Here is a 17,668-nt window from a genome sequence, read left to right as displayed (position 1 = left end):
CAAAGGTATTCAGGGACGCGGATGGCCAGACCTTAGCGCATTCGGGCCCGGCCGAAGGCGCCGATACGGCCGGTTGGCTGACTTGCACATCGTTTCGCCGCCCGCGGCGCCGCGGAATGCAACACAATGGCGTTTCGCATATGAAGACCACCACCTCGCATCCGAAGCCCTGTCCCGCCGCCCCGTTCGACAGCGAAACGCTGTTGCGCGGCAGCGGCCTGCGCGTGACCCGCGCCGCGCAGACCGTGCTCGAACTGCTCGAACACAATTCGCAGCCGCTCACGCACGAGGAAGTGGCCGCTGCCTATACGGCGGCCACAGGCGAAGCACCCGACCGCGTCACCGTCTACCGCGTGCTCGACCGACTGGTCGAGGCGGGCCTGTGCGACCGCCGCGTCGGCGCCGACCGAGTCAATCGTTTCTCGCGCCACGTGGAGGCCGAGTCGGGCAACACCTTCGAATGCGACCAGTGCCACAAGGTGCTGGCGCTGCCGTCCGACCCCGAGCTTCCGAAGGTGATGGGCCGGCTGGGCCGGGCCTTGCGCAAGCAGGGCATCGATACGCGGCACACCGCGCTGACGCTGCACGGCACCTGCGGCGACTGCGCCCGATAGCTCTTTTCACGCGTTCCACGAAGGGAACGGGTCCGGGAAGTTCCGCCACCAGGAGGCGCCGAAGCGCATCTCGTCTTCCGTGAGCAGGCAGGCATCGAGCCGGGTGCGCAGCGCTTCCTCATCCATGCCGATGCCGATCAGCACCAGCTCCTGCCGGGCGTCACCCGTGGCCGAGTCCCAGTTCTTGCGGATCAGCTCCAGCGCGTCAGGGTCGGTCGGCCAGTGCTCGCGCGGCACCGCCGCCCACCAGAAACCCGCCGCGCCATGGCGGCAGGCGCCGCCGGCCTGCGACCACGAGCCGGCGCGTGTGGCGCGGCTCGCGAGCCAGAAGAAGCCCTTGGAGCGCACCACGCCTTCCCATTCGCTGTGCACCAGCTCCCAGAAGCGCTTGGGATGGAACGGGATGCGCGAGCGGTACACGAAGCTGCGGATGCCGTATTCCTCGGTTTCCGGCAGGTGCTCGCCGCGCAGCTCGGCCAGCCAGCCCGGCGCCTGCTCGGCCTGCTCGAAGTCGAACAGGCCGGTGTCGAGCACGCGGTCGAGCGCCACGCGGCCGAACTCCGACACCTCGATGCGCGCGCGCGGATTCAGCCTGTGCAATATCGCCATCAGCCGCTCGCGCTCCTCGCGCGTGACGAGGTCGGTCTTGTTGACCACCAGCACGTCGCAGAACTCGATCTGCTCGATCAGCAAGTCGACCACCGTGCGCGTGTCTTCATCGCCGAGGGACTGCCCCCGCTGGCCGAGGCTGTCGGCCGAGCCGTAGTCGCGCAGGAAGTTGAAGGCGTCGACCACGGTCACCATGGTGTCGAGCCGCGCCACGTCGGCCAGGCTCTTGCCGTCCTCGCCCGCGAAGGTGAAGGTCTCGGCCACGGGCAGGGGCTCGGAGATGCCGGTGGACTCGATCACGAGCTGGTCGAAGCGGCCCTCCTTCGCGAGGCGATGGACCTCGAGCAGCAGGTCTTCGCGCAGGGTGCAGCAGATGCATCCGTTGCTCATCTCGACCAGCTTCTCGTCGGTGCGCGAGAGCTGGGCGCCGCCGTCGCGCACGAGCGCAGCGTCGATGTTGACCTCGCTCATGTCGTTGACGATGACCGCCACGCGCCGGCCCTCGCGGTTGTGGAGGATGTGGTTGAGCAGCGTCGTCTTGCCGGCGCCGAGAAAGCCGGAAAGCACGGTGACGGGAAGGCGGTCGGCCATCGGGGTGGTCTCCATATATGCAACAGAATTGCATTATATGAAGCAACGCAACCATGTTGCGTTTATACCCCCCCCCCGAGAGGCCCAATCGCTCAGTAGGACAGCTTGGGATACCAGTCGGTCCCCCGCCCTTCGGGCGTCATGTCGAGCAGGTTCCATATCGGCATCGCATCGGGCGCGCCGCGCGGGTCCTGTCCGGGGTCGGAGGTTCCAGCGCCCATCTCGCCGCCCCAGAAGTGGCGGATCGTCCCGCCGTCGCGCCGGAACACGTTGAATGCCGGGTTGTCGCCGCTTTCGGGCGTCTCGCCGGCGTAATCGCGGTTGAAGGTGTTGCCGGCCGATGAATACAGCGGCAGGTGCCGCCAGCCGCGCTCCCTGGCGAAAGCCGTCATCCGCTCGATCGGCGAGCTCGCGACGACCGCGAACGCCACGCGCTGCAGGATGTCGGGCATCTCGCCGTCGTAGGCGCTCAGCAGCGAAGTGCACATGGGGCACGGACGCTCACGTTTCGGGCCATACATCCAGTTGTAGGTGATGAGCGTGCCGTGCTTGCCGAAGAGTTCGGAGAACCTGACCGGCCCACCGGCTCCCTGAAACTCGTAGTCTTGCGGCACCTCGCCACCCGGGGGCAGTGCGCGGCGCATTTCCGCGACGCGTTCGATGCGTCGGCGCAAATCGATCTCCTCGGCAAGGAGTTCCGTGCGAGCCCGCCGGTAGGCGACGCTTTCGCCCGGGAACCGGACGGAATTGGAACGGGCAAGCCGGCTGGCGGATACCAGTTCGGTGGCTTCGGCTGGGGCGGACATGGCAGGTCACCTCCTGGGGTGATTGAAGGGATTGACGTGCATGGTGCACCCGCGCGCAGGCCGTTGCCGGTACGCGCTTTTCCCCGGTCGGGCGCGAACTTGTCCTACGGCCCTACCTGCATCTCGAAAGCCGCGACCTGCCTTCCATCGATGTCGGTGAAGCCGTACTCGCGCGCCAGGTCGGCAACGCGCAACACCTCGCCGCTTTTCTCCAGCACCCTCGCATCGCCCGCCAGCGCCGCGACCGCCCGCCCCAGGTAGCGCGGCGATTCGGTGCGCGCCAGCTCTCCGCGGCTCGCGCCGGTGACCACCGCCACGCAATCCTTCAGCGGGCGTAGCGTGCCGGCGGGCAGGTTCGATTCAGGCCCGTGCAAGGGGTCGTCGTCGAGCCGGAGGAAAAATGCGTTCATGCATGCGGCGATTGTGTGAAAAAACCTGCCCGCACGCGACCGGGCACGGTCACCGAAAATCGGCCGCTTCGCCTGTACGCCGCGCATGCCCAACGCTCTCCCCGTCCTCTATTCGTTCCGCCGCTGCCCCTACGCGATGCGCGCCCGCCTGGCGCTGGTCGCGAGCGGCCAGCCTTGCGAGCTGCGCGAAGTGGTGCTGAAGAACAAGCCCGCCGAGATGCTGCTGGCCTCGCCCAAGGGCACGGTGCCCGTACTGCTCACCGAAGACGGCGCGGTGCTGGAACAAAGCCTCGATGTGATGCTGTGGGCCCTGCGCCGCAATGATCCGCGGCGCTGGTTGCAGCCCGGCACCGGCACGCTGCAGGACATGCTCGCGCTGGTCGGCGCCTGCGACGACGACTTCAAGCCCCAGCTCGACCGCTACAAATATCCCGACCGGCATGCGGATGGTGGGAAGCCCGCCCGCGAGCGCGGCGCCCAGTTCCTGCGCGGCCTCGAAGCCAGGCTGTCGGCCACGCCGCATCTGGCCGGCGCCCACGCCACGCTGGCCGACGCCGCCGTCATGCCCTTCGTGCGCCAGTTCGCGATGGTCGACGCCACATGGTTCGATGCCCAGCCCTGGCCCCGCCTGCAGGCATGGCTGTCGGACTGGACCGCCTCGGACCTGTTCGAGCGCGCCATGCACAAGTACGCGCCCTGGAAGGCGGGCGAGGCGGGCGTCGACTTTCCTCCAGGCTGAGGACCGCGCACCGTGCCTGGAGTTCGGCACGCTGCCCGATGGAAGCAGTCAGCCGAAGTCCGGCGCGCGCCGTTCGCGCAGTGAGGCCACGCCCTCGCGCACGTCGGCGCCCGCGAAGCCCATGAATTCGAGCGCCAGCGAGGCATCGAAGGTCGGCCCGGCCTGGCGCAGCCAGTTGTTCAGCGCGTACTTGGTCAGGCGGATCGCGCTCTGGCTGCCGGCCGCGAGCCGGTCGGCCACCTCGTAGGCGCGCGGCAGCAGGTCGGACTCCTCCACCGCGAGCGACACGAGGCCGATGCGCTCGGCCTCCTCGCCGCTCACCGGCTCGCACAGCAGCAGGTGGTACTTGGCCTTGGCCATGCCGCACAGCAGCGGCCACACGATGGCCGCATGGTCGCCCGCCGCCACGCCCAGGCGCGTGTGGCCGTCGACGATCTTCGCGTTCTTCGCGGCGATGGAAATGTCGGCCAGCAGCCCCGCCACCAGCCCCGCGCCCACGGCCGGGCCGTGCATGGCGCTGACGATGGGCTTGTCGCAATTGATGATGTTGTAGACGAGGTCGCGCGCCTCGCGCCACACGCGCTGGCGCACCGCATCGTCGGTGGTCATGTCCTGCACCATCGCGAGGTCGCCGCCGCCCGAGAAGCCCTGGCCTTCGCCCCGCAGCACCGCGCAGCGCACGCTGTCGTCGGCCGATGCGTCGCGCCAGATTTCGGCCAGCTCGCGGTGGCCGTCATGGCCCGCCGTGGGCAGCTTGCCGTTGGCGGCCCGCATCTGGATGTCGAGCACCGCGCCATTCGCACCTCGGCGCGTGATGGCGAGGGTCTGGTAGCGGGCGTAGTCCATGGCGGGTGCCTCTTTCGTCTACTTTTTCGCGGCCGCTTCGCGGCAGCGCTGCACATTGGCATCGAAGCGCGAGGCCAGCCCCGGTTCGCACTCGTCGGAAGGCGTGAGCCTGCACATGCCGACGACCACGTAGTCCATCACCGCCGACGTGCACATCGGGTAGGCCGCGAGATCGGGATTGGCCTTGACCTTGAAGCCCCAGCGTTCCGAAAACTGCACCGTGCGGATCATCGCGCCATGGAAGAAGCTGCGGTCCCTCGCGGCGATGGCGGCTTCCATGCGAGGCAGTTCCTCGTTCAAGTACCCGACCGAATCCATCGGAAAGCCGGACGGCTCCTGCTGCGCGGTGGCAAGGGACGCAGCCAGCACGAGGGGCAAGGCGGCAAGGGCGCGCAGAGCGGAGGTGAGCGCGGAACGTGGGGAAGTGCGGTGGAGATGCATGGCTTCGAATTCTGCAACGTTTTGAAGCACTTCTGAATGCGCGGCGATGCGCGGGCGCGACGCCCTACCTTCCCTTCTTTTGCTTGTCGTACTTGCGCCAATACTGGAATTCGTCCTCGTGCACTTCGAGGTCGACCTCCGAGATGCGCGATTGCAGGCGCTCCTGCACATCCGCCACGGCCTTGTTGTAGACGAGCGGGCCGACCTCTTCGAGGAAGAAGCCGAGCAGCGCGCCGGCCGCGATGTTGCCGATCGGCTCCTCCATGTTTTCGCGGAAGTAGCGCTCGATGGAGGTGATGGCCTGCTGGCGCGCTTCCTTCGGTATCTCGATGGTCATGTGGGCCCCGGGGAATGAATCGATCGATTGTGCCGGGCGCGGGCCGGCGGCGAAGCCGCGCCGTTCGCTACCATGCGCGCACAACAACACCGGAGACAGACAGCATGAAGTTCCGCCCCGCCGCACTCGCGGCCCCCGCCCTGGCCGCCGCCCTTGCAGTGCTTGCCGGCTGCGCGAACATGACGCCCACCGTGCCGCAGCGCCAGCTGATGCTGGTCGCCAACGACGAGAAGCAGTCGTGGAACGACGCCGGTGTCGTGGCCCTCGGCCCGATGGGGCGCGACACGGTGCAGGTGCTCGACATCGGCACCGACCCGCTGGCGCCCAAGGTGCTCGGCACGCTGCAGCTGGACAACACCATCGCCGGGCCGCCGACCAACCTCGCGATCACGCCCGGCGAAACGCTGGCGCTGGTCGCCAACTCGCTCAACGTGATCGAGGAGAACGGCGCGCGCAGGCAGGTACCCGACAACCGCCTCTTCGTGATCGACCTGACCACCACGCCGCCCAGGCTGCTCGACACGCTGCAGGTCGGCAAGCAGCCCTCGGGCCTGTCGATCAACCGCGCGGGCAACCTCGCGCTGGTGGCCAACCGCGCCGACAACTCGGTGAGCGTGCTGCGCATCGCGGGCAAGAAGGTGACGCTGATCGACACCGTGGCCATGGGCGATTCGGTGGCGCACGTGCGCTTCACGCCCGATGGCAAGCGCGCGCTGGCTGCCAAGTTTCCGAGCCACAAGATCGCGCTGCTCGACGTGAACGGCGAGAAGGTCAGCTACAACAAGGTCGACCTCGCCGCCGGCCTGTGGCCCTACAACGTCGACGTGACGCCCGACGGCAAGCTCGCGCTCACGGCCGACAACGGCAACTCGGGCGCCTCCGACGGCCAGGTCGACACGGTGAGCGTGATCGACCTCGAAGCCGCGCCGCCACGCGTGGTCGACAAGGTGGTGGTGGGCGACGGCCCCGAAGGCCTCGCCGTGAGCCCGACCGGCAGGCATGCGGTGGCGGTGATCCTGCGCGGCAGCAACGCGTCGAAGAGCGCTTACTTCTACAACCGCAACGGCTCGGTGGTGCTGCTGAAGATCGACGGCAAGAAGGTCACGCGCGCCAATGAGGTGGAGGTGCGCGGCCTGCCCGAGGGCGCGGTGTGGAGCGCCGACGGCAAGTACCTCTACGTGGGCAACTTCATCGACCAGGACATCACGATCCTGCGGCTCGATGGCGACACGCTGGTGCCAACGGGCAAGTCGTTTCCGCTGCAGGGCCATCCGGCCGCGATGCGCGGGACAATGACGCACTGATCGATCCACACTCCCCCGCACGAAAAAGCCATGGCGCAACCCAAACGACAACTCCGCACGCTCGAGCGCGGCATCCTCTGCCTCGTGATCGGCGTCGCCGTTCTGCTGGGGCCGCGCTTCCTGCAGGGCACGCGCTGGTTCGAGATGGTGGCAGGGGCCTATCTGGTCGGCTGGTTCGCGGTGGTGCTGGGCGTGGCGTTGATCGCGGTCGAGCTGGTGAAGCGCGGCAAGCCGCGCCAGTAGCCAACAACCTGGCCTCTCAGGCCTTCTTGCCGCGCAGCTTGCCGACCAGTTCCACCACGGCCAGCACGATGGCGCCGGCCACGAGGCCCACGCCGGCGTTCACGCCCATCGAGCCCAGCGTGCCGAACACGCCGCCCGTGGCCGTGGCCCAGCCCTCGACCGCATGGCCCAGCGCCGGCAAGCCATGCACCAGGATGCCGCCGCCCACGAGGAACATCGCGGCCGTGCCGGCCACCGACAGCGCCTTCATGAGCCAGGGTGCCGCAGCCAGGATGCCGCGGCCCAGGGCGCGCGATGCGGCGCTGGATCGCTGGCTCAGGTAGAGGCCCGCGTCGTCGAGCTTCACGATGCCGGCCACGAGGCCATAGACGCCGATGGTCATGATCAGCGCAATGCCGACCAGCACGGTCAACTGCGTCGTGAAAGGCTGGCCCTGCACGGTGCCCAGCGTGATGGCGATGATCTCGGCCGAGAGGATGAAGTCGGTGCGCACCGCGCCCTTGATCTTGTCCTTCTCCATCGCGACCACGTCGACCGAGGCGTCGGCCACGGCCTTCTCGTGGCGCTGGGTGTCGGCTTCGTGCTCCTTCTTGTGCAGAAACTTGTGCGCGAGCTTCTCGGTACCTTCGAAGCACAGGAACGCACCGCCCACCATCAGCAGCGGCGTTACCAGCCACGGCAGCCAGGTGCCGATGGCGAGCGCCGCGGGCACGAGGATGGCCTTGTTGACGAACGAGCCCTTGCACACGGCCCAGACCACCGGAATCTCGCGCTCGGCCTTGACGCCGGACACCTGCTGCGCATTGAGCGCAAGGTCGTCGCCCAGCACGCCGGCCGTTTTCTTGGCGGCGACCTTGGTGAGGATCGACACGTCATCGAGAACGGTCGCGATGTCGTCGAGAAGCAGGAGCAGGCTGGTGGCCATGGGGCAAGATCAGGGCTGAAAAAGAAGCGGCGAGCTTATCCGCAGCCGCCACCCGCCCCCTGCAATAACCGTACGCGGACGCCCTGAACGGGAGCCGGCATGCGAGCTTGCCGGCGAATCAGAGAGCGCCGAGCGCAATGGCCAGCATCGCGGCCAGCGACACGCCGAACAGCGCCAGGCCCACGCGGCGGCGGCGGTGCGTAAGCATCCACAGCGCCACGCCCGAGATCGACAGGAAGATCAGGCTGCCGGCCAGCGTGTCGACCAGCAGGATCCACGGCAGCGGCATGCTGCCGCCCTTGTGCATGTTGGTGAGCGTGGCAACGAAACCATTGTGCGTAGTGGCGACGCCGACCGAGCGGTTGCCCTGCCAGTACTCGGCCTGCACGATCTCGTTGGGGCCGCCGAAGTTGAACACCCAGTGGGCCGGCTGCATGAGCGCCGGGGCGCTCTTATCGCCCGTGTCACTCTTGTCGGCCCAGGCGACGGGCTTGGCCGGTTCGATGCGCGAGGAGCTGGGCGGGCCGCTCATGTGCAGCGCCCCCTGCAGCCACAGGCTCATCGCCTCGGGCGTTGCCGGCACCGGATCGGGCAGCGCCAGCTGGGCGCGCGTGCGCTCCTGGGCCTGCGGCAGCTTCAGCACGTTGCGGTGGTTGAGCCAGATGCCGCTGAAACCGAACAGCAGCCCCAGCACCGCGCCCCACAGGCCGAACCAGCCATGGGTGCGGCGAATCCATTGCACGGCGGCGGTGCGGCGCTGGTGCGATCGCACACGCGCGGCGTGGCCGAGGGTGCTGCCGCCGGCGTCCATGTCAGGAAACGTCGCGCTTGAGGCGGATTTCCTCGACGCGCACGGTGCCCAGGGCGGTGGTCTTGGCGGTCTTCATCTCGCGCTTGAAGCCGGCGAGTTCGTGGAAGCGCATGGCGCGATCGTTGCGGATCGGCACCCAGATGGTGACCGTCGTGCAGCCCTCTTCTTCCAGGCCTTCGCGCGCGGCGTCCCAGAGGGCCACGCCCACGCCCTTGCCCCAATGCTCGGGCTTGACGTAGATCGCCCAGATCTCGCCGGTGGTGGGCGGCGTCTTGGGGTCGCGCGAGCGGTCGAAGCCGACGAAGCCGACGATCTGGCCGTCGAGCGTGGCCACGTGCACCTGGGGTTCGCTGAATTCGATGGCTTCGCGCCACTTGGCTTCGCGCGAGGCCGGGGCCAGCATGCGCAGCTCTTCTTCGGGGAGGATGCCTTCGTAGGCGGCCTTGGCGGACAGGGCGTGGACCTCGGCAACGGCCTTGGCGTCGCGCATGGTGGCGGGGCGAACTTCGTAATCTGACATGAATGCGGGAAATCGGATGGAACCGCGTATTGTCGCCGCACCGCTAAACTGCCTGCTGTATCCGTCGCAACAACAGGAGAATTCGACATGGCCAAGGGTCAGCAACGCAGCACCAAGGAAGCGAAGAAACCGAAGAAGGACACTTCGCCACCCAAGCCTGTGGGCACCGGCGGCATCGAGCCCGTGCGCACGATCACCACCGCCGTGATCCCCCGCGGCAAGCTCAAGAACAAGTGACCGGTCAAGCGCCAGCCCCCGCGGCCAAAAAGGCCCAGCCACGCAACCCGTTGCACGGGCTGACGCTGGAAGCCATCGTCACGGCGCTGGTCGACTACTACGGATGGGAGCACCTGAGCGAACTCGTCCCCATCCGTTGCTTCACGCTCGACCCGAGCGTGAGTTCCAGCCTCAAGTTCCTGCGCAAGACGCCGTGGGCGCGCGAGAAGGTCGAGAGCCTGTACCTCTTCATGCTGCGCGAGCAACGCCGCGAGCAGCAGCAACAGGAACCGCCGCCGCAACCATGAAGGTCCGACTCGAGCCCTCGGGCCTCGACTTCGAGACCGACGCCGCCACCACGCTCCTGAAGGCCGCCGAAGAAGCCGGCATCGAACTGCCGAGCTCGTGCCGCAACGGCACCTGCCGCACCTGCATCTGCCGGCGGCTGTCCGGCGAAACCCGCCACACCATCGAATGGCCCGGCCTGAGCGCCGAGGAAAAGGCCGAGGGCTGGATCCTGCCTTGCGTGGCACAGGCGCTGGGCGACCTGACGCTCGACGTGCCCGGCGCTCGCGCCCTGTTCGCGGATTAGGCCGGGGGAGGCCTGGCGGAAGGCGCCGCCACCACCAGCCGGTCCCGCTGCGCCAGCGACGGGAACAGCTTGAACCACGTCAGTGCGACCAGCATCGTCCCGACGCCGCCCACCACCACCGAGCCGACCGGTCCGAGCAGCGCCGCCGTGGCGCCCGATTCGAACTCGCCGAGCTGGTTGCTCGCGCCGATGAAGATCGAGTTGACCGCGCTCACCCGCCCGCGCATCGCATCGGGCGTCTCGAGCTGCACCAGCGTCTGGCGGATCACCACGTTGACCATGTCGGCGCCGCCCGAGACCGCCAGCGCGATCAGCGAGACGACGAAGCTCTTCGAAATGCCGAACACCACCATGCACACCCCGAAGAGCCCCACGGCCAGCAGCAGCGTGCGACCCACGTTGCGCTCGACCGGCCGGCGCGTGAGCGCGATGGACATCACCAGCGCGCCCACCGCCGGCGCGCTGCGCAGCAGGCCGAGCCCCCAGGGCCCCGTGTGCAGGATGTCCTTGGCGTAGATCGGCAGCAGCGCCACCGCACCGCCCAGCAACACCGCGAACAGGTCGAGCGAGACTGCGCCGAGCACGGGCTTGCGCTTCCAGATGAAATCGACGCCCGCGAACACGGTGGCCAGCGTGACCGGTTCGCGCGCGGCCGGCGTGTAGGCATAGCGCAGCCGCAGAACCAGCGCGCAGGCGACCGCAAAGAACGCCACGCTGGCGCCGTAGACCACCGCCATGCCCGCCACGAACAGCAGGCCGCCGAGGGCCGGCCCGCCGATGATCGCGCCCTGCATGCCGGCCGAGCTGAAGGCCATCGCGCGCGACAGCATGGCGGGCGGCACCAGCAGCGGCGTCAGCGCCTGCTGTGCCGGCATCTGGAAGGCGCGCACCGCGCCCAGCACCAGCGACAGCCCCAGCAGCAGGCCGCGCGTGTCGTGCTTCTCCAGCACCGCCAGCAGCAGCGCCAGTGCCACCAGTCCCTGCACCGCGAAGCAGGCCGCCACGATGCGCCCGCGATGGTGGCGGTCGACGACATGGCCGGCCAGCAGCGCCAGCAGCAGCGCGGGCACGAACTGGTAGAGGCCCACGAGGCCCAGGTCCCAGGCGCTGCCGGTGAGCTCGTACATGTGCCAGCCGATGGCCACCAGCAGCATCTGCGAGGCGGCGGTGCCGAACAGCCGCGCCGTCCACATCTGCATGAACGGACGCTCGCGCGTCAGGCCGGAAAAGCCGGGGGAAGAGACCGCGGCGCCCGAGGGAATGGCTGTGGCGTCGGTGGAAGAAGCGGAAACAGGGGCGGGGCCGGACATTCGTTCGAGGATAGCCGAGGCTTCATGAGCGCGGCATGAGAGGGCCAAAACGGGCCTGCAACGGGCTCTCTACACTCGGCGGCATCCATGACCGCGCCGCCGCTCCTGCACCCCCTCCACGAAGACCCCTACCTGCTGGTGTTCGACAAGCCCGCCGGCCTGCTCTGCGTGCCCGGCCGCGGCGAGGACAAGCAGGATTGCCTGAGCGCGCGCGCAATGCGGCAGTGGCCCGACGTGCTGATCGTGCATCGCCTCGACATGGGCACGAGCGGGCTGGTGGTGATGGCACGCGGCATCCCCATGCAGCGCGCGCTGAGCGCGGCCTTTGCCGAGCGGCGGGTGCACAAGCGCTATGAAGCCGTCGTCGACGGCGCGATGCCGGTGCGGGAAGACTGGTCGCTGATCGACGCGCCGCTGATGGCCGACTGGCCGCGCCGGCCACTGCAGAAGATCGATCCTGCGGGCAAGCCCAGCGTCACGCGGTGGAAGGCGGTGTCATTGCTACCCGGCGAGCCCGCCGCGACCCACGTGCTGCTGGAACCGCTGACGGGCCGCTCGCATCAGCTGCGCGTGCACCTGCTTTCGATCGGCCATCCGATCCTCGGTGATGCGCTGTACGGCGATGCAGCCCTGCAGGCGCGTGCGCCGCGCCTGTTGCTGCACGCGAGCGAGTTGGGATTCGTGCACCCGGTGACGCAGCAAGACCTTTGCTTCAATCGGCCGCCCGATTTCATCGTCTCCTGAGCGATCAGCCGCCCTTGACGACCAGCACGGGCATGTTGGCGTCCTGAAGCACGCGCTGCGTCACGCTGCCCAGCAGCAGTTTCTCGATGCCGCTGCGGCCGTGCGAGCCCATCACGATCAGGTCGGCCGCGATGGCGATGGCCGTATCGACGATGCCTTCGTGCACCACGTGGCCGTCGATCACGCGCTGGTCGCTGTGCAGGCCTTCGGCCGCCAGGGCAGCCACGCCGCGCGCGAGCGCCGCATTGGCACTGGCCGTGGCTGCGGCGAGGTATTCGTTCTGGCCGAGCGCGTAGTCCGCGCCCACGCCGATGAAGGGATAGTTGTCGATCACGTGAATCAACGTGATGCGGCTACCGAAAGCCAGCGCGAGGCCGCTGGCCTTGCTGACGGCGAGCATGGAAGTTTCGGAGCCGTCGATCGGAACCAGGATGTGATTGAACATGGCGGGACCTCGCTTTCGTCGCAGACAGACACGACTCACCGTCGAGCCGGACCCCGAATTTAACCCCGATGCCGGAGGGAACCTGTAGGACTCAAGGCAGCGACGGGAAACGGGGCGTCAATCCCCCTGGAAACCCTTGGCCCGGCAAGTGATCACGAGCGTGTCGCGCCAGCCTTCGCCGCCCTCCTCGAGCGGCTGGATCGGCGTCGATTCATGGATCACACGCGCATCGTCGAGCAGCAGCAGGGTCCACGGTTCGGTCATGGTGAAGCGCTCGCCGCGGCGGCCATTGGCCTCGAACACGCGCGTCTCGCCGCCCTTGATGCCGTGCCTGCCGACGAGTGCCACGGCCACGAGATCGACCCCATCGCGGTGCGCACCTTCGGGCGTCGGCCGGCCGATGCCGCCGGCGGTGTCGATGCGGAACTGGTGCGCTTCCACGTACCAGCGCTGCTGTGTCGTGCCACGCATGTCGCTGCAGGCCTTGCCGAGCTGCCGCAGCAGCCGCTGCCACACGGGTTGTGCCACGGTGGCATCGAGCATCGGCGCAAACCAGCGCTGCATGCCGCCGTGCAGCGCGTTGTATTCGACCGGCTGCCAGTGCGCGCGGTGCGGCACCTGCGTGAGCGTGGCGTGGTCGTCGGCTTCGATGGTGAAACAGGCGTGGCGCCGAGTGCGGTAGCGGCCACCGTCCTTCAGGTAGTCGTCGGGCGGGAGGCCGTCCCAGTCGGCGTGCAGTGCATCGAGCTGCGCGATCGGTGCGCCAAGCCATTCGCCCACACCCTGCGGACTGAGTACCGCATAGCCTTGCTCGCGCAGTGCGGCGGGCAGCTCGGCCGGGGCGATGAACGGCGGAGTGAAGGCGGCCGTGGTCACTGCGCGCTGACCTTCACGTCCTTCCAGAACGCGACGCGGTCGCGGATCTCTTCGGCTTCGGGCTTGGGGTCGGCGTAGTACCAGGCGGCGTCGGTGTGGAGCTCGCCGTTGACCAGCAGCGAGTAGTAGCTGGCCGAGCCCTTCCAGGGGCAGGTGGTCTTGTGGTTGCTGAAGGTGACGTAGTCGCGGTTGAGTGCGCTCATCGGGAAATAGTGATTGCCTTCGACGATCACGGTGTCGTCGCTTTCGGCGATGGTGACGCCGTTCCAGGTTGCTTTCATGGTCTTGGCTCCAGGGGGAGGGTTGCGGGGCGCTGGCCGTTGCGCTGCCGCACGGGGCCGGGGTATTGTGCCGTTTGCTTGGCACCGTCGCTTTCTTCGTGGCTGTATGTGCCCTGTTGGGGTGTTTGTTTTTCGGGGCCGGGTCTCGGCCCGGCGGCCGACCTACTTTTCTTTGCTTCGCCAAAGAAAAGTAAGTCCGCCGCCGGGCGGAACTCCAGGCCCCGGACCCCAACCCTAGGCAACCAGCCAGTGAACGCTAAAAAGCTTCTCCGGATCCGTCCAAACAGCCCCAGGTCGAAACCCGGCCCGAACAGCCAAGGCACGAAGCCCTTCAACAGTGAACTTGTGCGAGTACTCCGTATGAATGGTCTCGCCCTCCTCGAACCCGAACGTCTCCCCATTCAGCGAAACGCTCTGAGCCGACCGGCTCACAAGATGCATCTCGATCCTCTGCCGAGGCGCGTTGTAGAACGCCGCATGCGCAAACCCGTCAAGATCGAAGTCCGCATCGAGCTCGGCATTGGCGCGCCGCAGGAGATTCAGATTGAAGTCCGCAGTCACCCCTTGCGCATCGTTGTAAGCCGCATGCAGCCGCCCCGGATCCTTCACCAGGTCCACGCCAATCAAGAGCCCTCCGCCACGCAACATCCGGGCAGCCAGTTGCAGGAAGGCCAGCGCCTCTTCAGGCTCGAAATTCCCGATCGTCGACCCCGGGAAAAAACCGACGCGCCGCCCGGCACCCGCCACGGGCGCGGGCAGCACCAAGGGCATCGTGTAGTCAGCGGCAATGGGCTGCACCACCAGCTCCGGATAGTCGGCCTTCAGCCGCTGCGCAGCAGCCTCCAGATGCTCGCCGGAAATATCGATGGGCAGATAGCGCTTGGGCGAGTCGAGCGCATCGAGCAGCAGCCGCACCTTCGTCAACGACCCCGCACCGAACTCCACGATCTCCGCATTCGGCCCGATCTGCCCGGCGATCTCCCCCGCGCACTCGCCAAGAATGCGCAGCTCGGTGCGGGTCGGGTAGTACTCGGGCAGTTCGCAGATCCGGTCGAACAGCCGCGAACCCGCCGCGTCGTAAAAAAACTTCGGCGAAATGCGGCGTGGCGACCGCGAAAGCCCGGCCTGCATCTCGCGTCCGAACTCGGACAACGGCGCGGCGGCTGCAGGCGCAGACGAAGCGCGCGGCTTCGCGGCAGGCACGAACGACAGCGACGAGGAAGAGGAAGTTGGATTGCGCATGATCAAAGGTCTTTCGCGAGCCGCAGCCCCGAGAACTGCCAGCGCGCCGCCGGCGGAAAGAAGTTGCGGTAGCTGGGCCGCGTGTGCCCCGCCGGCGTGGCCACGCTGCCACCGCGCAACACCAGTTGCCCCACCATGAACTTGCCGTTGTATTCGGCAGCGATGCCGGGCATCGGCCGGAAGCCGGGGTACGGGTCGTACGAGGAACGCGTCCACTGCCAGACATGACCGGCCATCTGCGCGATGCCGGGCGCATCGAACGCGGCCTCCCATTCGAATTCGGTCGGCAGCCGCGCGCCGGCCCATTCGGCATATGCGGCGGCTTCATAGAAACTGAGCTGCGAGACGGGTGCATCGGCCTCCATCGGCCGCACACCATGCAGGCCGAACACATGCCAGCCCGCAGCACCCTGCGGCTGCGAACCGAAGCCCAGCCGCGGATCGTCGGACGCGAGCCAGTACGCCGGATGCCGCCACCCGTTCGCCTGCACGGCGGACCAGCCGTCGGACAACCAGAGCTCGGGCCGCTGGTAGCCGCCATCCGCGATGAACTGCGCGTAGTCGCCGCAGTTCACCAGCCGGTCGGCAATCGCATAGGGCTGCAGCAGGGCCTTGTGGCGCGGCGTCTCGTTGTCGAATGAAAAGCCCTGCCCCGCATGCCCCACCTCGGCCACGCCACCGGGCTGCGCGAGCCAGCGCGCAGCCGGCGGTACCGCGGCCAGCCGCAGCGCAGGCCCGCCGGCCGGCTTGTAGGCCGGCAGCAGCGGATTGCATGACAGCGCGTGCAGGATGTCGGTGAGCAGCAGTTCCTGGTGCTGCTGCTCGTGGTTCAGCCCGAGCGTGACGATGGGCTCGACGGTGGCCCAGTCGAGCCCGCCCTCTTCCAGCAGCGCGACCACCGCCTCGTCCACGAGCCGGCGATAGGCATGCACCTCGTCCACCGACGGCCGCGTCAGCAGGCCCCGCTGCGGGCGCGGGTGGCGCGGCCCCAGCGCCTCGTAGTACGAGTTGAAGAGATAGTGAAAGCGCACATCGAAAGGCTGGTAGCCCGCTGCATGCGGCTGCAGCAGCACGGTCTCGAAGAACCACGTGGTGTGCGCGAGGTGCCACTTGGTCGGACTCGCGTCGGGCATGGACTGGATGCACTGGTCTTCGGCGGAAAGCGGGGCGGCAAGCGCCAGGCTCGCTGCACGCACCTCGCGAAACCTGTCGCGCAGTGCGCTCGCCGCCTGTGTGATCGGCCGGGAAAGCGTCATGGAATCTCCAGTCGGGTCAGCCGCAAGTTGTAGCCCATCCGGGCCGCGGCGGCGCGTAGGACAAAACGCCGCCGGCCCGCCGCGAGCACATCGGCAAAAAGGGCAGCCACTGTGGCACAAGATGGAAGCACGTGCAGGGCGGCTGCGTATCATTCGCCGCATGCAAACGACCAACCCCTCGGGCAGGCCCCAAGTCGTCATCGTCGGCTGCGGCTTCGGCGGGCTCGAAGCCGCGCGCAAGCTGCAGAACGCCGACGTGGACGTGACGGTGATCGACAAGACCAACCACCACCTGTTCCAGCCGCTGCTGTACCAGGTGGCGACCGCGGGGCTGGCGGCGCCGTCGATCGCGGCGCCGGTGCGCGCGCTGTTCCGCAAGCAGCCGAACATCACGACGCTGCTCGGCGAAGTGGCCGGCATCGACCCGGCGACGCGGTCCGTGCACCTGGCCAACGGCGACCGGGTGCCGTACGACCACCTGATCGTCGCGGCGGGCGCCACGCACAGCTACTTCGGGCACGACGAATGGGCGCCCGTGGCGCCGGGGCTGAAGACGCTGGCCGATGCCTTCGAGATCCGCCGCCGCGTTCTGCTGTCGTTCGAAAGCGCCGAAATCACGGCCGACCTGGAACACCGCCGAGCCCTGCTCACCTTCGTGGTGATCGGCGCGGGCCCCACGGGCGTCGAGATGGCCGGCACGCTGGCCGAGATCGCCAAGCACACGCTGTCGGGCGAGTTCCGCCACATCGACCCCAGCAGTGCCCAGGTGCTGCTGGTCGAAGGCGGTCCGCGCGTGCTGCAGGCCATGCCCGAATCGCTGAGCCGGAAGGCGCTCGAACAGCTGGAGAAGCTGGGTGTCGAAGTGCGGCTCAATGCGCGCGTGACCTCCATCGACGCCACCGGGCTCGAAGTGCAGACCGGCGGCGGCGCGGACGGCGCGCCCGTCGAGAGCTACCGGATCGATAGCAGCTGCGTGGTGTGGGCGGCCGGCGTGGCAGCATCGCCGCTGGGCCGCATGCTGGGCACGGCCACCGGCGTCGAGTGCGACCGCGCGGGCCGCATCAAGGTCGAGCCCGACCTGAGCCTGGCGGGCCGTCCCGAGATCTGCGTGGTCGGCGACCTCGCGGCCGCCATGAGCCACGCGCCCGGCAAGCCGCCCAAGCCGGTGCCCGGGGTGTCGCCCGGCGCCAAGCAGATGGGCCGTGCAGCCGCCGCCAACATCCTGCGCCGCATCGCGGGCCAGCCGACGGTGCCGTTCCGCTATGCCGACTACGGCAACCTCGCCACCATCGGCCGCAACTCGGCCGTGGTCGACCTGGGCACGCCCTTCGGCCCGCTGCGCTTCAGCGGCCGGCTCGCGTGGCTGTTCTGGCTGTTCGCGCACGCGTACTTCCTGATCGGCTTTCGCAATCGCATCGTCGTGATGATGGATTGGGCCGGCGCCTACTGGAGTTTCCAGCGCAACGCGCGCGTGGTGGCGGAAGTGCAAGGCAAGAGCGAATCCTGAGCG

Annotated in this window: 23 protein-coding genes and 1 pseudogene; 9 read left to right on the top strand and 15 right to left on the bottom strand. The window is 68.2% G+C overall.

Annotation, left to right across the window (positions count from 1 at the left end):
• The first annotated feature begins 140 nt into the window (after window positions 1-140).
• Entirely contained in the window at window positions 141-614 is a 474-nt protein-coding gene (locus ACEN9N_RS04700; RefSeq protein ID WP_495655451.1) for a Fur family transcriptional regulator, read from the top strand.
• 6 nt (window positions 615-620) lie between these two features.
• Here the strand turns inward: ACEN9N_RS04700 and zigA are convergent, their stop codons facing one another.
• The 3 genes and pseudogenes from zigA to ACEN9N_RS04685 form a co-directional block, all read right to left on the bottom strand.
• A complete protein-coding gene (gene zigA, locus ACEN9N_RS04695; RefSeq protein ID WP_495655450.1) occupies window positions 621-1,814 on the bottom strand; it encodes a zinc metallochaperone GTPase ZigA in 1,194 nt (397 codons plus the stop codon).
• A gap of 92 nt (window positions 1,815-1,906) precedes the next feature.
• Window positions 1,907-2,620, bottom strand: a complete 714-nt coding sequence (locus ACEN9N_RS04690) for a DUF899 family protein (protein ID WP_413314135.1) — start codon at window positions 2,618-2,620, stop codon at window positions 1,907-1,909.
• Window positions 2,621-2,724: 104 nt separating this feature from the next.
• Window positions 2,725-2,904, bottom strand: a pseudogene (locus tag ACEN9N_RS04685) (oxidoreductase); the annotation flags it as partial.
• 211 nt (window positions 2,905-3,115) lie between these two features.
• On the opposite strand from ACEN9N_RS04685, the gene ACEN9N_RS04680 reads away from it, so the two are divergent.
• Window positions 3,116-3,769, top strand: a complete 654-nt coding sequence (locus ACEN9N_RS04680; RefSeq protein ID WP_495655449.1) for a glutathione S-transferase — start codon at window positions 3,116-3,118, stop codon at window positions 3,767-3,769.
• A gap of 48 nt (window positions 3,770-3,817) precedes the next feature.
• On the opposite strand, the gene ACEN9N_RS04675 is transcribed toward ACEN9N_RS04680, so the two are convergent.
• The 3 genes from ACEN9N_RS04675 to ACEN9N_RS04665 all read right to left on the bottom strand — a co-directional run bounded on the left by ACEN9N_RS04675 (window position 3,818) and on the right by ACEN9N_RS04665 (window position 5,393).
• A complete protein-coding gene (locus tag ACEN9N_RS04675) occupies window positions 3,818-4,615 on the bottom strand; it encodes an enoyl-CoA hydratase/isomerase family protein (protein WP_007833879.1) in 798 nt (265 codons plus the stop codon).
• An 18-nt stretch (window positions 4,616-4,633) separates the two neighbouring features.
• Window positions 4,634-5,056 (bottom strand): hypothetical protein, encoded by a 423-nt coding sequence (locus ACEN9N_RS04670; RefSeq protein WP_413314133.1) that lies wholly within the window; start codon window positions 5,054-5,056, stop codon window positions 4,634-4,636.
• 64 nt (window positions 5,057-5,120) lie between these two features.
• The gene (locus tag ACEN9N_RS04665; RefSeq protein WP_007833887.1) at window positions 5,121-5,393 is read right to left on the bottom strand and encodes a DUF2164 domain-containing protein; all 273 of its coding nucleotides are present in this window, start codon (window positions 5,391-5,393) and stop codon (window positions 5,121-5,123) included.
• Between the two features lie 104 nt (window positions 5,394-5,497).
• Between ACEN9N_RS04665 and ACEN9N_RS04660 the strand changes: the two genes are divergently transcribed.
• Together ACEN9N_RS04660 and ACEN9N_RS04655 are read left to right on the top strand one after the other, a co-directional pair.
• The gene (locus ACEN9N_RS04660; RefSeq protein WP_413314132.1) at window positions 5,498-6,697 is read left to right on the top strand and encodes a lactonase family protein; all 1,200 of its coding nucleotides are present in this window, start codon (window positions 5,498-5,500) and stop codon (window positions 6,695-6,697) included.
• Between the two features lie 30 nt (window positions 6,698-6,727).
• A complete protein-coding gene (locus ACEN9N_RS04655; RefSeq protein WP_007833897.1) occupies window positions 6,728-6,940 on the top strand; it encodes a hypothetical protein in 213 nt (70 codons plus the stop codon).
• A gap of 16 nt (window positions 6,941-6,956) precedes the next feature.
• Here ACEN9N_RS04655 and ACEN9N_RS04650 read toward each other — a convergent pair whose 3' ends face one another.
• The 3 genes from ACEN9N_RS04650 to ACEN9N_RS04640 form a co-directional block, all read right to left on the bottom strand.
• Complete coding sequence (locus ACEN9N_RS04650; protein WP_495655448.1) at window positions 6,957-7,865, bottom strand: DUF808 domain-containing protein; 909 nt, start codon at window positions 7,863-7,865, stop codon at window positions 6,957-6,959.
• Window positions 7,866-7,983: 118 nt separating this feature from the next.
• Window positions 7,984-8,676 (bottom strand): PepSY-associated TM helix domain-containing protein, encoded by a 693-nt coding sequence (locus tag ACEN9N_RS04645; RefSeq protein ID WP_413314131.1) that lies wholly within the window; start codon window positions 8,674-8,676, stop codon window positions 7,984-7,986.
• A 1-nt stretch (window position 8,677) separates the two neighbouring features.
• Complete coding sequence (locus tag ACEN9N_RS04640; protein ID WP_042673438.1) at window positions 8,678-9,196, bottom strand: GNAT family N-acetyltransferase; 519 nt, start codon at window positions 9,194-9,196, stop codon at window positions 8,678-8,680.
• Between the two features lie 87 nt (window positions 9,197-9,283).
• Here ACEN9N_RS04640 and ACEN9N_RS04635 point away from each other — a divergent pair, with 87 nt between their 5' ends.
• Genes ACEN9N_RS04635 through ACEN9N_RS04625 form a run of 3 tightly spaced genes read left to right on the top strand, consistent with a single transcriptional unit; the run spans window position 9,284 to window position 10,004 of the window.
• The gene (locus ACEN9N_RS04635; RefSeq protein WP_007833921.1) at window positions 9,284-9,433 is read left to right on the top strand and encodes a hypothetical protein; all 150 of its coding nucleotides are present in this window, start codon (window positions 9,284-9,286) and stop codon (window positions 9,431-9,433) included.
• Window positions 9,430-9,720 carry a VF530 family protein gene (locus tag ACEN9N_RS04630; RefSeq protein ID WP_007833923.1) on the top strand — a complete coding sequence of 97 codons (291 nt, stop codon included), beginning with the start codon at window positions 9,430-9,432 and terminating at the stop codon, window positions 9,718-9,720. Before ACEN9N_RS04635 ends, ACEN9N_RS04630 begins: the two co-directional genes overlap by 4 nt.
• Entirely contained in the window at window positions 9,717-10,004 is a 288-nt protein-coding gene (locus tag ACEN9N_RS04625; RefSeq protein ID WP_413314130.1) for a 2Fe-2S iron-sulfur cluster-binding protein, read from the top strand. Before ACEN9N_RS04630 ends, ACEN9N_RS04625 begins: the two co-directional genes overlap by 4 nt.
• On the opposite strand, the gene ACEN9N_RS04620 is transcribed toward ACEN9N_RS04625, so the two are convergent.
• A complete protein-coding gene (locus ACEN9N_RS04620) occupies window positions 10,001-11,314 on the bottom strand; it encodes an MFS transporter (RefSeq protein ID WP_495655447.1) in 1,314 nt (437 codons plus the stop codon). The genes ACEN9N_RS04625 and ACEN9N_RS04620 overlap by 4 nt on opposite strands.
• An 87-nt stretch (window positions 11,315-11,401) precedes the next feature.
• Here ACEN9N_RS04620 and ACEN9N_RS04615 point away from each other — a divergent pair, with 87 nt between their 5' ends.
• Window positions 11,402-12,058 carry an RluA family pseudouridine synthase gene (locus tag ACEN9N_RS04615; RefSeq protein ID WP_495655446.1) on the top strand — a complete coding sequence of 219 codons (657 nt, stop codon included), beginning with the start codon at window positions 11,402-11,404 and terminating at the stop codon, window positions 12,056-12,058.
• A gap of 4 nt (window positions 12,059-12,062) precedes the next feature.
• Here ACEN9N_RS04615 and ACEN9N_RS04610 read toward each other — a convergent pair whose 3' ends face one another.
• The 5 genes from ACEN9N_RS04610 to egtB form a co-directional block, all read right to left on the bottom strand.
• A complete protein-coding gene (locus tag ACEN9N_RS04610; RefSeq protein ID WP_007833935.1) occupies window positions 12,063-12,503 on the bottom strand; it encodes a universal stress protein in 441 nt (146 codons plus the stop codon).
• Between the two features lie 117 nt (window positions 12,504-12,620).
• Window positions 12,621-13,379, bottom strand: a complete 759-nt coding sequence (locus ACEN9N_RS04605; protein WP_413314128.1) for a 2OG-Fe dioxygenase family protein — start codon at window positions 13,377-13,379, stop codon at window positions 12,621-12,623.
• Window positions 13,376-13,660 carry a DUF427 domain-containing protein gene (locus tag ACEN9N_RS04600; RefSeq protein WP_056587596.1) on the bottom strand — a complete coding sequence of 95 codons (285 nt, stop codon included), beginning with the start codon at window positions 13,658-13,660 and terminating at the stop codon, window positions 13,376-13,378. Before ACEN9N_RS04600 ends, ACEN9N_RS04605 begins: the two co-directional genes overlap by 4 nt.
• Before the next feature lie 234 nt (window positions 13,661-13,894).
• Window positions 13,895-14,791 carry an L-histidine N(alpha)-methyltransferase gene (gene egtD, locus ACEN9N_RS04595; protein ID WP_495656350.1) on the bottom strand — a complete coding sequence of 299 codons (897 nt, stop codon included), beginning with the start codon at window positions 14,789-14,791 and terminating at the stop codon, window positions 13,895-13,897.
• Between the two features lie 113 nt (window positions 14,792-14,904).
• Window positions 14,905-16,158 carry an ergothioneine biosynthesis protein EgtB gene (gene egtB, locus ACEN9N_RS04590; protein WP_495655445.1) on the bottom strand — a complete coding sequence of 418 codons (1,254 nt, stop codon included), beginning with the start codon at window positions 16,156-16,158 and terminating at the stop codon, window positions 14,905-14,907.
• Window positions 16,159-16,318: 160 nt separating this feature from the next.
• On the opposite strand from egtB, the gene ACEN9N_RS04585 reads away from it, so the two are divergent.
• On the top strand, window positions 16,319-17,665 hold the full coding sequence (locus ACEN9N_RS04585) for an NAD(P)/FAD-dependent oxidoreductase (RefSeq protein ID WP_495655444.1): 1,347 nt from the start codon (window positions 16,319-16,321) through the stop codon (window positions 17,663-17,665).
• The last annotated feature ends 3 nt before the right edge of the window (window positions 17,666-17,668 follow it).

Source organism: Variovorax sp. Varisp46 (assembly GCF_059491885.1).
The sequence above is the reverse complement of the archived record's forward strand: the minus strand, read 5'-3'. Positions and strand labels throughout refer to the sequence as shown.